General features: G+C 71.4%; 11 protein-coding genes and 1 tRNA gene. 7 read left to right on the forward strand and 5 right to left on the reverse strand.

All coding sequences use genetic code 11. The annotated features are described in order from the left end of the window. Positions 1-28: 28 nt before the first annotated feature. Entirely contained in the window at positions 29-1,381 is a 1,353-nt protein-coding gene (locus ACFY0F_RS30895; RefSeq protein ID WP_388801494.1) for a M6 family metalloprotease domain-containing protein, read from the reverse strand. 314 nt (positions 1,382-1,695) lie between these two features. On the opposite strand from ACFY0F_RS30895, the gene ACFY0F_RS30900 reads away from it, so the two are divergent. Continuing rightward, positions 1,696-3,597: a putative bifunctional diguanylate cyclase/phosphodiesterase gene (locus ACFY0F_RS30900; protein WP_388801497.1), complete on the forward strand. Its 1,902-nt coding sequence runs from the start codon at positions 1,696-1,698 to the stop codon at positions 3,595-3,597. Here the strand turns inward: ACFY0F_RS30900 and ACFY0F_RS30905 are convergent. Beyond that, on the reverse strand, positions 3,576-4,664 hold the full coding sequence (locus tag ACFY0F_RS30905; RefSeq protein WP_388801500.1) for an LLM class flavin-dependent oxidoreductase: 1,089 nt from the start codon (positions 4,662-4,664) through the stop codon (positions 3,576-3,578). The two genes, ACFY0F_RS30900 and ACFY0F_RS30905, sit on opposite strands and share 22 nt — an antisense overlap. 104 nt (positions 4,665-4,768) lie before the next feature. Then, a complete protein-coding gene (locus tag ACFY0F_RS30910; RefSeq protein ID WP_388801503.1) occupies positions 4,769-5,500 on the reverse strand; it encodes a decarboxylase in 732 nt (243 codons plus the stop codon). A 121-nt stretch (positions 5,501-5,621) separates the two neighbouring features. Between ACFY0F_RS30910 and ehuB the strand changes: the two genes are divergently transcribed. The 6 genes from ehuB (at position 5,622) to ACFY0F_RS30940 (ending at position 9,830) form a co-directional block, all read left to right on the forward strand. Next, the gene (gene ehuB / locus ACFY0F_RS30915) at positions 5,622-6,539 is read left to right on the forward strand and encodes an ectoine/hydroxyectoine ABC transporter substrate-binding protein EhuB (protein ID WP_388801506.1); all 918 of its coding nucleotides are present in this window, start codon (positions 5,622-5,624) and stop codon (positions 6,537-6,539) included. Further along, on the forward strand, positions 6,536-7,264 hold the full coding sequence (gene ehuC / locus ACFY0F_RS30920) for an ectoine/hydroxyectoine ABC transporter permease subunit EhuC (protein ID WP_388801509.1): 729 nt from the start codon (positions 6,536-6,538) through the stop codon (positions 7,262-7,264). Before ehuB ends, ehuC begins: the two co-directional genes overlap by 4 nt. Beyond that, a complete protein-coding gene (gene ehuD / locus ACFY0F_RS30925) occupies positions 7,261-7,911 on the forward strand; it encodes an ectoine/hydroxyectoine ABC transporter permease subunit EhuD (RefSeq protein ID WP_388801512.1) in 651 nt (216 codons plus the stop codon). Before ehuC ends, ehuD begins: the two co-directional genes overlap by 4 nt. After that, on the forward strand, positions 7,901-8,704 hold the full coding sequence (gene ehuA, locus ACFY0F_RS30930; RefSeq protein WP_388801515.1) for an ectoine/hydroxyectoine ABC transporter ATP-binding protein EhuA: 804 nt from the start codon (positions 7,901-7,903) through the stop codon (positions 8,702-8,704). The genes ehuD and ehuA overlap by 11 nt, the downstream gene beginning before the upstream one ends. 206 nt (positions 8,705-8,910) lie before the next feature. Continuing rightward, positions 8,911-9,669 (forward strand): IclR family transcriptional regulator, encoded by a 759-nt coding sequence (locus ACFY0F_RS30935; protein ID WP_388801518.1) that lies wholly within the window; start codon positions 8,911-8,913, stop codon positions 9,667-9,669. Positions 9,670-9,756: 87 nt separating this feature from the next. Next, positions 9,757-9,830: transfer RNA gene (locus tag ACFY0F_RS30940), tRNA-Lys, on the forward strand. 134 nt (positions 9,831-9,964) lie between these two features. Here the strand turns inward: ACFY0F_RS30940 and ACFY0F_RS30945 are convergent. Then, the gene (locus tag ACFY0F_RS30945) at positions 9,965-11,605 is read right to left on the reverse strand and encodes an AMP-binding protein (RefSeq protein ID WP_388801521.1); all 1,641 of its coding nucleotides are present in this window, start codon (positions 11,603-11,605) and stop codon (positions 9,965-9,967) included. A gap of 47 nt (positions 11,606-11,652) precedes the next feature. Beyond that, a complete protein-coding gene (locus tag ACFY0F_RS30950) occupies positions 11,653-13,209 on the reverse strand; it encodes a protein kinase (protein ID WP_388801524.1) in 1,557 nt (518 codons plus the stop codon). Between the last annotated feature and the right edge of the window lie 551 nt (positions 13,210-13,760).

A 13,760-nucleotide genomic window follows, 5' to 3' on the forward strand; every position in this document is an offset into this window, starting at 1 on the left:
TGCGAACGTGACCCTCTGTCGTTGTCCGCTAGAGATCATGTTCAGCCCGCTCCCCCGCCCCCGCCCCCGCCCCCGGCGTGATCTTCACCGTCCACGCCCCGGACGGGGTCCGGTCCTCCACCTCCACCCGTACACCGTCGCCCGGCACCGTGAAGCTCTCCCCCAGGGCGACCGGCGCGTCGGCCAGGGGCGGGTACACGGAGTTCTCCCAGCAGGCCTCGGTGCGCGGGTGGGCGTCGACCACCTGGATCGGCCCGTCCCCGGACTGCGCCCCGCCGCGCACCCGGTACACCAGCACGCCCGGCCGGCAGGCCGCGCGGTCGTTCCCGGCCGGGCCGCGCGCCTCGAAGGCCAGGACGGACTCGGGACCGGTGCGCACGAGGGCCAGTTTCACGCCGTCGCCGAGCCCGAAGGCGGGGGCGCCCGAGGTGTCCGCGACGGTGGTGCCCGGACCCGCGGCCAGGGGTTCCAGGGTCAGCCGGGTGGGTCCGCGGCCCCGCACGCACACCACCTGGCGCGGCCCCAGCCAGCCCAGCTTCCACTTGTGCCAGGCGAAGAGGTCGGGGGCCAGCCCGAACTGGCTGCCCATCAGGTCCCAGTCCCCGACGTAGGTGTCCCAGTCCCCCTTGCCGTCCACCGGGCGGTGGTACAGGTCCGGCAGGTCGAAGACGTGCCCGGTCTCGTGCGCCAGCACCAGCCGGTCCGGCGGATGCTGCTCGAAGACGGTGACCACCCGCCGGACGTCCGTGCCGTCGACGCGCAGCGGCGTGTTCAGGTTGACCACCTTCGTCGCGTCCGAGTCCACGCCGGGCGCGTCCGGGTCGGCGACGAAGTACACGACGTCGTAGCGCGAGAAGTCCACCGCAGGGTCGGCCACGGCGAACGCGTCGCGCAGGTAGGCGGCCCGGCGTTCCGGGTCCCAGTCCCGCCTCATGGCGTACGACGTCGACGGCTGCGGCATGCGCAGCCAGCGCCGGAGCGGATGCGGATGCAGGGTGAACCGGCCGTAGGAGGCGCGTTCGTAGAACCGGCTGGTGGCCGGGAAGTGGTCGGCGGTCAGTTCGGCTGGCGTGGTGCCGGGGGTGGAGTCCGGGAAGGACAGGAACACCAGGACCGCCTGGAGCGGGCGGGAGGGGCGGGTGTAGGCGGCGTTCCAGGTGTCCACGCCCTCCGAGTGGTGCGCGTCGCTCCTCTTCAGGGCGCACGGCGCCGCGGTGAACGGCTCGGCGACCGAGGGGCCGCCGAGGATCGAGGTCGCGGCGAGCGCCGACATGGTGGTGCACACGGCGGCGGTGCTGCGCAGCCGGGGCCGGGCGCCGGCCCGGCCGAGCCTCGCAACGGCCGCACGGGAAAGCCGCTTGAGGGGCAGCTGACGCGGCACGGGAACCTCCGGGTGCGATTCACGGGACACCGCACCCAGCTTGTGCATGTTTGTCGCGTCGCGCCCTGTTTGCCTGCACCAGAAGGGTGAGGGCCGAAGAAGTGCCACGAATGGCCGACACCCCGAATCACTCACGGAACGTCACAACCGGTCAGAGGGCCTGAGAACCCGCGCACGGACGGGCAGAAACGATCTGTCGGAGCCGTCGGGCGATCCGGGAGACTGGACAGCGACTGGAAGGCCCCTGGGCCAGCCTCTATGATCGGCACACTTTCCTGCGCGGACAGCGATCGAGTGCACTGCGGGAGCGAGCGGTGAGCGGAACGTCCGAAGGGCCGACGCCCGCGGCAGACCTCGACCGGTCAGCCGTCACAGAGAGTGACAATTCGGCGCCTCCCCGTGCGGGGGCCCGCGCCGGGGCCGGCAGCCGCGCTCCCGACCCCCCGCCGCACTCCTACCGCTCCGTCTTCGCGACCGCTCCGCTCGCGATGGCGGTCGTCGACGGCGAAGGCCTGGTCGCCGACGCCAACGCCGCCTTCTGCGCCCTCCTCGGCACCGATCCGGCCGCGCTGCCCGGGCGGGTCGCCGCCGACCTGGTGGACCTGGACTCCGACACCCGTATCCGGCACGCCTACCGCGAGGTCCTGCAGGGCCGGCAGACCAGGCTGCGCTGCACCCGCCCGCTGAAGCACCCCGACGGCCACTCGCTGTGGGTCCAGGTCACGGTCGCTCCCCTCGCGGACACCCCGCCCGACGCCGAGCCGGGCGCCCGGCCGGCCGTCCTGCTGTCGGTCGCCGACATCAGCGCCCGCCGCGAACTCCAGGCCCGGCTCAGGCACTTGCAGATGCACGACCCGGTGACCCGGCTGCCCAACCGCACCCTGTTCTTCGAGCGCCTGTCCGCGGCGCTGGAGGCGGAGTCGTACGAGCAGAGCGGCACCGGGCGGATCGGGCTGTGCTATCTGGACCTGGACGGCTTCAAGGCGGTCAACGACACCCTCGGCCACCGCGTCGGCGACCGTCTGCTGGCCGCCGTCGCCGACCGGCTGACCCGGGTGGCCGACGAGGCCGGCCACGCCCGCTCGGGCACGCCCTTGGTGGCGCGGCTCGGCGGTGACGAGTTCGCGCTCCTCGTGGAGGACTCCACGGGGACGGAACAGCTCGCCGAACTCGCCGAGTCGGCGCTGGAGGCCATCCAGGAACCCTTCGATCTCGCGGGCCGGCGGCTGTCGTTGTCCGCCTCGATCGGCGTCGTCGAACGCCACGCGGCCGGCACCACCGCGACCGGCCTGATGCAGGCCGCCGACACGACCCTGTACTGGGCGAAGGCCGACGGAAAGGCCCGCTGGACCCTGTTCGACCCGGAGCGCAACGCGCACCGCATGACCCGGCAGGCCCTGTCGTCCACGCTCCGCCATGCCATCGACCGGGGCGAGTTCGTGCTGGAGTACCAGCCGCTGGTGGCGATGGAGGACGGGCGGCTGCGCGGTGTCGAGGCCCTGGTGCGCTGGAACCACCCGCAGTTCGGGATGTTGACGCCGAATCGGTTCATCGGACTGGCCGAGGAGGACGGCTCGATCGTCCCGCTCGGCCGCTGGGCCCTGGCGACCGCCTGCCGCCAGGCCCGCCGCTGGCAGCTCGACCACCCCGACGAGCCGCCGATCTTCGTGAGCGTCAACGTGGCCGTCCGCCAGGTGTGGGACTCCGACCTGGTGGCGGACGTGGCGGAGGTCCTGGCGGAGACGGGCCTGCCTGCGCACCTGCTGCAACTGGAGCTCACCGAGTCGGCGGTGATGGGCTCGGCCGGCCGCCCGCTGCAGGCCCTGAAGGCCCTCAGCGACATGGGCGTCGGCATCGCCATCGACGACTTCGGCACCGGCTACTCGAACCTGGCCTACCTCAGCCGCCTGCCGGTGTCCGGCCTGAAACTGGACGGTTCCTTCGTGCGCGGCTTCCAGTACGAGGAGTCGGGCGACGCGAGCGCCACCCCGCCGAACCCGGCCGACGAGGTCATCGTCGAGGCGATGGTCCAACTGGCCCACCGCCTGGGCCTCACGGTCACCGCCGAGTGCGTGGAGACCTCCGCCCAGGCGACCCGGCTGCGGCGGATCGGGTGCGACACCGGCCAGGGGTGGCTGTACTCCCGTCCGGTGCCGCCGGATCGTATCTCCGAGCTGCTGGGCGGCACCCAGGCCTACGCGGTGGGCAACCCGTAGGCGTCCGCGATGAGTTCGTAGGACCGCAGCCGCAGCTCACCTCGGTGCGCGTGCGAGGTGAGCATCAACTCGTCGGCCCCGGTGCGCTTGTGCAGCTCGTCGAGCCCGGTCCGCACCTCGTCGGCCGTTCCGTGCACGATGTTTCCGGCCCAGGAGGCGACGAACTCCTCCTCCATCGGGCTGAACTCGTGCGCCTCGGCCTCCTCCGGGCTGGGGAAGAGCCCGGGCCGCCCGGTGCGCAGGCGCACCATGTTCAGCGCCGTGGCACGCACCTGCCGGCGTGCCTCCTTCTCGTCGTCCGCGGCCAGGGCGGAGACCCCGATGAGGGCGTACGGCTCGTCGAGCACCGCGGACGGCCGGAAGGTCTCCCGGTACAGGTCCAGGGCCGGAATGGTGTTGTGCGCCGAGAAGTGGTGCGCGAAGGCGAACGGCAGCCCGAGCAGACCGGCGAGCCGGGCGCTGAACCCGGACGACCCGAGGAGCCAGACCGGCGGCCGGTGCGGTGACTGGACACCGCCCGGGGAGGTCGCCTGCACCGGGCCCGGTACGGCGTGGATCCTGCGGTACGGGTGCCCGTCGGGGAAGTCGTCGTCGAGGAACCGGGTGAGCTCGGCGAGCTGCTGGGGGAAGTCGTCGGCGCCCTCGTTCAGCGTGTCCGTCCGCCGCAGCGCCGCCGCGGTGGCGCCGTCGGTGCCCGGCGCCCGCCCGAGCCCCAGGTCGATCCGCCCCGGCGCCATGGCCTCCAGCGTCCCGAACTGCTCGGCGATGACCAGGGGTGCGTGGTTGGGCAGCATCACGCCGCCCGACCCGAGCCGGATCCGCTCGGTGTGCGCGGCCAGGTGCGCCAGGATCACCGCCGGCGAGGAGGAGGCCACCCCCGGCATCGAGTGGTGCTCGGCCACCCAGTACCGGTGGAACCCCCGCGACTCCGCGAGCCGCGCCAGCTCCACACTGGTCCGCAGCGCGTCGGTGGCGGTGCTCCCCGCACCGACGGTCACCAGATCCAGCACGGAGAGGGGAACGGGGGCGGTCCCCTGCACGGTTCCCCGGATCTCGTCTGCCGACACGGTGGGTGCCTCCTGTTACTCGGCGGTGGCCTGCGAGAGCCTTAACAGGAGGGAGTCTCCGCTTATTCCCGGGGGCTCCGCGCGGCCTGGTGCCCGCCGGGCGCTCAGACCTGCACGATCGGCTCCCGGGTGAACAACGCCCCCAGCTCCGGCGCGTTGACCCGCCGGTCGGCCAGCCGCAGCCCCTCCCACACCGTCACCTGGTTGGCCGTGAGCACCGGCTTGCCCAGGGTCTTCTCGAGCAGCGGGACGTGAGCCGCGGTGTGCAGCGCGGTGTCCGGCAGCACCACCGCCTCCGCCCCGGAGACGTCCGCCGCCCGGGCCAGCTCCAGCGTCTCCGCCTCGCCCCACCCCGCGACCTCCCGCGCCGTCACGGCCCCGGCGGCGCGCACCCCGGCCACCTCGACGCCCCCGGCCCGCAGAAAGTCCGAGAACAACCCCGCCACCTCGTCCGGATACGGCGCCGCGACGGCCACCCGCCGCACCCCCAGCTCCCGCACCGCGTGCACGAAGGCGAAGGACGTCGAGGAGGCCGGCAGGCCCGCCATCCGGGCCAGCGCGCGCACCTGCTCGTGGGCACCCTCCCAGCCCGAGACGAAGCTGCCGCTGGTGGACGCCCACACGACCGCCTCCGCGCCCGACAGCCGCAGTCCCTCCACCCCCCGTGCGAGCCGCTCGGGCGAGCCCATCTCCCGCAGCGCGTCCAGCCGGTGACTGTCCTCCCCGGTCTCGGTGTGGACCAGGTCCACCCGGATGTCACTGCCGAGGAGCTGCTCGATGCGCGGATAGTCGTCCTCGGCGAAGTGACCCGGGTAGAGGATTCCGAGTGCGGTCATGTCCTGCCCTCCTGCGGTTCTTCCGGCAAGCGGTACGAGTACCCCGCAGGGGCGGGGTACCGCCGCGGGCGCGTGAAAACGGTGGCGCATAAGTGTCTTGCGTCTGGGTAGCCGCGCCGCCATGGCTCCACCACTCGGGTACGACGATCACACAAGCGGATACGAACGCAGACACACCCGCCGTTCGGTGCTCGCGGGCCTCGCGGCGGCCGGTGCGCTGGGCGCGGCGGGCTGCACGCGCGTGGCCACCGCGGCCGGCACCAACGGCGGCGAACTGCTCGACCGGCTCCGCGGCCAGGGCGTCGTACGCCTCGGCATCGCGGGCGAGATCCCCTTCGGGTACATAGACAAGAACGGGCAGCTCACCGGCGAGGCGCCGGAATTGGCCCGGGTGATCTTCAAGCGGCTCGGGGTGGACCGGGTGCAGCCGGTGCCGACGGAGTTCGGTTCGCTCATCCCCGGCCTGAACTCCCAGCAGTTCGACGTCGTGGCCGCCGGGATGTACGTCAACGCCGAGCGCTGCAAGCAGGTGATCTTCGCGGATCCCGACTACCAGATGCTCGACTCCTTCATTGTCCGCAAGGGCAACCCGAAAGGCCTGCACAACTACAAGGACTGCGTGGAGAAGAAGGCGAAGTTCGCCACCGGGACCGGATACGCCGAGATCCAGTACGCCGTGGACGCGGGGTACAAGCAGAGTGACATCCTGATCGTCCCGGACCAGGTGGCGGGACTGAACGCGGTGGAGGCCGGACGCGTCGACGTGTTCGCCGGAACCGCCCTCACCACCCGCGAGGTGGTGAAGAAATCGGCCAAGGCCGAGGCGACCGAACCCTTCGCGCCGCTCGTCGACGGCAAACCGCACGTGGACGGCGGCGCTTTCGCGTTCCGGCCGACCGAGACCCGGCTCCGGGACGCCTTCAACGTCGAGCTGCGCAAGCTGAAAAAGAGCGGGGAGCTGTTCCGCATCCTGCGGCCCTTCGGCTTCACCAAGGCGGAGATGACCGATCTCACCGCGAAGGAGCTGTGCGGCGAATGACCACAGGGCTCTGGAAACTCGTACTCGAGGGAGTCTGGACCACGGTCCAGCTCCTGGTGTTCAGCGCGCTGCTGGCCGCCGTCGTCTCCTTCGTCGCGGGCGTCGCGCGCACCCACCGGCTGTGGATCGTCCGGTTCGTCGCCGGTCTGTACACCGAGGTGTTCCGCGGCACCTCGGCGCTGGTGATGATCTTCTGGGTGTTCTTCGTGCTGCCGATCGCCTTCGGCTGGCAGCTGGTGCCCATGTGGGCCGGCACCCTGGCACTCGGGCTCACCTACGGGGCGTACGGCGCGGAGATCGTGCGCGGTGCGCTGAAGGCCGTCGACCCGGCACAGCTGGAGGGCGGGATCGCGCTCAGCTTCACGCCGTGGCAGCGGCTGCGGCTGATCCTGCTGCCGCAGGCCGTGCCCGAGACGATCCCGTCGTTCTGCAACCTGCTGATCGAGCTGCTCAAGGGGACCGCGCTGGTCTCCGTCATGGGCATGGGCGATCTGACCTTCAGCGCCAACCTGGTGCGGCTGGCGCTCCAGCAGAGCGCGGAGATCTACACGTACGTCCTGCTGATCTACTTCGCGATCGCCTTCGTGCTCACCCGGCTCATGCGGGCCCTGGAGAAGCGGCTGCGGGCCGGGATCGGCAAGGACGTCGGGACGGAGAAGAAGGCGCGTCAGCTCAAGCGCGCGCAGACGACCGGCGTGGGTGCCGCCAGTGGAGGTGCCGCATGAAGTGGGACTGGAGCGCCGTGAGCGGCTTCATGCCGCAGTTCTGGGAAGGCCTGCGGGTCACGCTGCAGGCGCTGGCCCTCGGCTCGCTGATCTCGTTCGCGCTGGGTCTGGTGTGGGCGCTGCTCATGCGGGCGCCGACCCGGTGGGTGCGCTGGCCGGTGGGGGTCGTCACCGAGTTCGTCCGCAACACGCCGCTGCTGGTGCAGCTGTTCTTCCTCTTCTACGTGCTGCCCGAGTGGGGCCTGACCTTCTCGGCACTGGCCACCGGCGTCTTCGCGATCGGCCTGCACTACTCGACCTACACGATGCAGGTCTACCGGGCCGGCATCGAGGCGGTGCCCGTCGGCCAGTGGGAGGCCGCGACGGCACTGAACCTGCCCCGCCGGCGGACCTGGACCGCGGTGATCCTGCCGCAGGCGATCCGCCGCGTCGTCCCCGCCCTCGGCAACTACGTGATCTCGATGCTCAAGGACACGCCGATGCTGATGGTGATCACCGTGCTGGAGATGCTCGGGCAGGCGCGGCTCTACTCCCAGCAGCACTTCCAGTTCACCGAGCCCCTCACCGTGATCGGTGTGGCCTTCATCCTCGTCTCCTATCTGGCCTCCCTTCTTCTGCGAACCCTGGAGCGACGCCTTGTCCGCTGACACCCCTCTGACGAAAGAACCGGAGTCCGGCACCCGTGCCAACCCGCCCGCCGGCGGGGGCGAGCTGATCAGGCTCGAAGGGATCACCAAGCGGTTCAGGACGAACACCGTGCTCGACGAGCTGGACTTCTCCGTCGACGCCGGCAAGCACGTCACCCTGATCGGCCCGTCCGGATCCGGCAAGACCACGATCCTGCGGCTGCTGATGACCCTGACCAGGCCGGACGAGGGCACGATCACCGTCGACGGGGAGCAGCTCTTCCCGGCGTCCGAGAAGCAGGTGCGGGAGATCCGCAAGAAGATCGGGATGGTGTTCCAGCAGTTCAACCTGTTCCCGAACATGACCGTGCTGCGCAACATCACCGAGGCCCCGGTGACCGTGCTCGGCATGTCCAAGGACGAGGCGGAGGCACGGGCCAGGGAGCTGCTGGAGCTGGTGGGCCTGGCCGACAAGCGGGACGCCCGGCCGACGCAGCTCTCCGGCGGCCAGCAGCAGCGGGTCGCGATCGCCCGGGCGCTGGCGATGCGGCCCAAGGTGCTGCTGCTGGACGAGGTGACCTCCGCGCTCGACCCGGAGCTGGTCGCGGGTGTGCTCGACGTACTCAGGGACATCGCGCACTCCACCGACATCACGATGCTCTGCGTGACCCACGAGATGGGCTTCGCACGGGACATCTCCGACCAGGTGCTGATGTTCGACGGCGGACGGATCATCGAGTCCGGGCCGCCGGAGAGGATCTTCGGCGACCCGGAGCGGGACCGGACCCGGGAATTTCTCAGCGCGGTCCTCTGACTACGGGAAGTGAACACGCCATCACCCGAGGTCCCGACGTCGTGACATGACTGCGGCATATGCCAATGAGCCTGCGCCGCAGTTGGGAGGCCACGCGCGGGCCACTTTCTCGGCAACAACCGCTCCCCCTGCGGCTCTTGCCGGTTATCGTGAGAGGGATCCGCCGTCCGGATCGCGGCCCACAGAGCGAGCGCAGGGGGAACACCGTGGCGCTGAAGCACGAGCCGACCGCCCCGTACCACTCCGCCCAGGACGCCCTGCGCGTCCTGGAGACCGTGGCACGCCACACCACCGGGGTGACCGACACCGAACTGGCCCGCCACACCCGTCTGGGACCCGAACGCCTGACCGCCCTGCTGCGCATGCTGCGCCGCGAGGGGTACGTGGAGCAGGTCGCCGACGGGGCGTACGTCACCGGGGCGGCCTTCACCCGCCTCTCCTCGGCCCACGACCGCGAGGGTGCGCTGCGCGAGAAGCTGCAGCACACCCTCGACCGGCTGCGCGACTCGGTCGGCGCGGCCGTCTACATGAGCCGGTACCTGGACGGAGAGGTCAAGGTCACCCAGTACGCGGACAGCCCGGCCACGCCCGCGGTCAACGAGTGGGTCGACTTCCGCTACTCCGCCCACGCCACCGCCGTCGGCAAGAGCCTGCTCACCCAGCTCGACCACAACGCCCGGCGCGACCACCTCTCCCGCCACAAGATGGCCCGCCTCACCTCGCGCACCATCACCAGCGACAAGCTGCTGCTGTCCCGTCTGGAGTCCCAGCCGCCGACGGTGCCCGTCCTGGACCTCCAGGAGTACGCGGTCGGCACGGTCTGCGCGGCGGTCCCGATCACGGCGGGCGCCTCGGTCGGCTGCCTCGCGCTGTCGCTCCCGGTCGAGCACGCCCACCGGCTGCGCCAGGCCGCGGACGCCCTCAACCGGAACGCGGCGCCGGTGCTGCTGTCGCTGGCGATCTAGCACGGGCCCACCTGGTCACGAGCACCCCTCGGGACCGGGTAGTATTTTCTTCGTCGCCGACCGCGGAAAGCGGAAGGCGGGAGTCATGCGCCGCTAGCTCAGTTGGTTAGAGCAGCTGACTCTTAATCAGCGGGTCCGGGGTTCGAGTCCCTGGCGGCGCACGATGACGATGGCGACCCATGTCCGCAAAAAGCGCGGACCCGGGTCGCCATCGTCGTGTCTGCGCGGCTTCGCCGCGCGTTGTGGGGGCTCCGCCACCCACACCCCCTGGCCCGACGCGGCCGGAGCCTCCAGCTCACCGGTTCAGCAGCTCCTCCCGCCCCCGCTCCCGGTACTGCTCGACCAGCCCCGCGACGTCGTCCTCCGTCAGCCTCCGGTACGCGCTCTCCCCGGGTGGCCGCCACCACACCGGATCGCCGCACCGGAAGCCCTCCCGTCTGAGCCCCGCCCGCCGGATCTTGTTGGTGGCGGTCACCGGCATCCGCTCCACCACCCGCACGAACCGGGGCGCCATCTTGGTGCCCAGGTCGGGCTGGGCGAGCAGGAACCCGGCGAAGGCCAGGGGGTCGAAGTGCCCCGCCAGGGTCGCCATCACCTGGTCGCCGGCCACCGGGTCCGGCACCGCGTACACGGCGACGGCGCGCGCCCCCTCGTACCGGGCGAGGATGTTCTCGATCACCGCGGCGGCCAGGTTCTCACTGTCGACGCGGAGGCGGTCGTCGGCCCGGCCGGCGAAGTAGAGGTAGCCGTCGGTGTCCCGGTAGAAGAGGTCGCCGGTCCAGTAGCAGCCGTCCCTGCGCCGCTCGGCCTCCGCCTCCGGGTTGCGCCAGTAGCCCTCGAAGGGGTTCGGGGCCCGGTTGACCAGCTCGCCTATGGCCCTGTCCCCGTTCAGCAGCCGTCCGGCGTCGTCGAAGGCGGCCGTCGGGCACTCCTCGCAGGTGTCCGGGTCGAGGACGACCAGGCCCGGTGCCGCCCGCCCCACCGCGCCGGACGGTGTGCCCGGCGACCACTGGATCGCCGCCCCGCCCTCCGAGGAGCCGTACCCCTCCACCAGCCGCACCCCGAACCGCCGCTCGAAGGCCGCCGCGTCCACCGCCCCGGCCTCCGTGCCGAAGCCGAGCCGCAGCGGGTTGTCCCGGTCGTCGGGACGCGGCTCGGTGGCCAGGAGGTACTGCACCGCCCGGCCGACGTAGGTGAAGTACGTCGCCCGGTAGCGGCGCACGTCCGCCAGGAAGCCTGAAGCCGAGAACCGCCGTCTGAGCGCCACCCCGGCTCCCGCGGCCAGGGCGGGCGCCCAGTCGGCGATCACCGCGTTGCCGTGGAACATCGGCATGCAGATGTAGTGCACGTCGTCCGGGCGTACCGCGAACTGTCCGGCGAGGGATTCCCCGGCGGCGGCCAGCCGGCCCTGGGAGCAGATCGCGGCCTTGGGGGCGCCGGTGGAGCCGGAGGTGAAGTAGAGGAGCAGCCGGTGGGCGGGGGTGGCGCGGGACGGGTCGGGTACGGCGCCGGCGTACGGGGCGAGCAGGGCGTCGTACTCCGGGGTGCCGGTGACCAGGAGGCGTACCCCGGGCAGGTCGAGCCCGGCGAGGAGCGGCAGGTGGGCGCGCTCGGTGACCAGGACCGGGCACTCGGTGTGCAGGATGTCGCGGGCCAGCTCGGGGCCCCGGCGGGTGGGGTTGATCCCGGCGACCGCCGCGCCGGCCAGGGCGGCCGCGGCGAGCCACAGCGGGAACTCCGGGGTGTTGTCGAGCAGCACCCCGACGTGCGGTTCGGCGTGCGGCGGCAGCAGGTCGGCCAGGAGGGCCGCGCGGGCCGCCGCCCCGGCCGCGACCGCGTGATGGGTCAGCACCTGCTCCTCGCACCACAGCCCCGGCCGGTGGTCGCCCCACCGCGCGGCGATCAGCTCGGCGACCGTTTGCTGCCTGAGGTCCATGACCAGCAAGGTAGTTGACGAACTGTCAGGTGGGGAGGGCTACGGCGTCAGTCCCGCGTCCCCGCCGCCCAGAACACCGTGTCACCGGACTTGATCACAACGTTTCCGTCGGTCTGGAACACAAGGACCGCCCCCTGGTGGCCATCGGTCAGCGATGCCCAGATCGCTTGCCCCTGGCTGTTGTAGACGACCAGGTTGCCGTCCGACTGGAAGCGGGCGGAGTTGCCGTCGCCCTGGGTCAGCGAAGCCCAGCGCGCCTTGCCGTCCTGGTCGTAGATCACCAGGTTGCCGTCCTTCTGCATGACCAGAGTCCTGGCCCCGGCCCCCACCGACTCTCCTGCGGCCAGTTCGAACGTGGCCTGTACGGTCTTGAGCGCCCCGCCCGCCGGCTGCGGCTCGGGGGCCGGGGCAGACTCCGTGCTGCCGGCGGTCGCGGTGCCACCGGCGGTCGCGGGGCTACTGGCGGTCGCCGAGGCGGCGGAGCGGGACGATCCCCCGTGCTTGGACGGGGACGGCTCGGACGCGGAACGGTGCGTACCGAAGGGGACGGCGGCCACCACGGCCGCCACGGCCGCGGCCGCGGCGACGGCCGTGGTCAGCAGCCAGGCGGCCCGACGGCGCCTGCCGGGCTCGGCTGGGGCGGCTGCCCCCGGCAGCGGTTCCTGACCGGCGGGAAGCGTTTCGCAGTTGTGGGCCAGGTCGACCACGGTGCGTGCGGCGTGCTCGGCCTCGGTGACACTTCCGGCGAGGGCCGTGGGGCATTCCTGGGGCCAGGACCCGATCCGGCCGCCGGTCTCCGCCAGCCATCCGCTCAGCCGGTCCGCGGTCGGGCGCTCGGCGGGGTCCTTCGCCAGGCACGCGCTCAGCAGCGGCACCAGCGAAGGGTCGACGCCCGCGAGGTCGGGTTCCTCGTGGACCACTCGGTACAGCAGCGAGGCCGCGGAGACGTCCTCCCCCGCACGCGCGAAGGGGCTGCGCCCGGTCGCGGCGTACACCAGCAGGGCGGCCAGCGAGAACATGTCCGCGGGTGCTGCGGCGACGCCGCCGACAGCCTGGTCCGGTGCGAGGAATCCGGGGGAGCCCACGGAGACACCGACCCGGGTGTGCCTGCTGTCGTCGGCGGCCCGTGCGACACCGAAGTCGATCAACCGTGGACGGTCGCGTGCCAGCAGGACGTTCCCGGGCTTGATGTCCCGGTGTGCGAGGCCGGCCTGGTGCACGGCCCGCACGGCGCCGCACAGTTCGGCGGCGAGCGAGAGCAACGCGGGCCGCGGCAGCGGTCCATGGGCCGAGACCCAGTCGGCGAGCGACGGCGCGGGCACGTACTCGGTGGCCAGCCACTGCGGGCGCTGACCCGGGGCACTGTAGTCCACGACGGTCACGGTCCACGGGGAACGGACGCGGTCGCTGTTACGTATCTCGCGGGCGAACCGCTCCTCGAATCCCGGGTCGGAACTGAGATCGTCGCGGATCGTCTTCAGCGCGAGCAGCCGACCGGAAGCCGTACGGGACAAGAACACCTGCCCCATGCCGCCCACGCCGAGCCGGCCGAGTATCGGATAGCCGCCAATGGACGTCGGGACCGAAGGCTCAAGGTTGTTCATGACGACTTTTCCCCGGGAGTGTGCATCAGCGCCCGAACCGTGCGCTGGACGTCGACTGCATATTGCCGAACCTGGCTGTCCTCTGTCGTTCAGCAGCTGAGTGGCCCCACGGAAATGTGGCGCGGGCCCAGCTTCTCGGCTCTCGCTTCTGCCCGTGAAGGCAGGGAGACCGTACAGCTCAGGCCGGTCGCACAGTCCGGACGGTGGGGACCCTAGCATGAGCGGGCGCTGAGGTTTTATCTTTGCCTTTCCCTACTTCTTCTTCCTGTACGCCGGGGCACAGAAGGCCGCTGTTATGGCCGCTATTTACCCGGTTCCTGGCACTCTTGGGGAAACCCAGGGTCCAGTTGCGCCCGTCCGGATCACTATTGTTCTCGCCCGAAACGCTTTCCCACGGTTCAAAAAAGCGAATGGTGCAGCTTCATGGCTCCTACCCTGTGCAGGCCGGCGCTCTGGTTACCCGAGAACACGATCAGCCTGGAAGAAACGCTGAAGCTGTGCCGCACACTGCACGGCAGTCACGAGAAACTCAGCACGGTTCTCAGGATGAT

The sequence above is a fragment of the Streptomyces sp. NPDC001544 genome, assembly GCF_042894285.1.
In the GTDB taxonomy this organism is placed as follows: domain Bacteria; phylum Actinomycetota; class Actinomycetes; order Streptomycetales; family Streptomycetaceae; genus Streptomyces.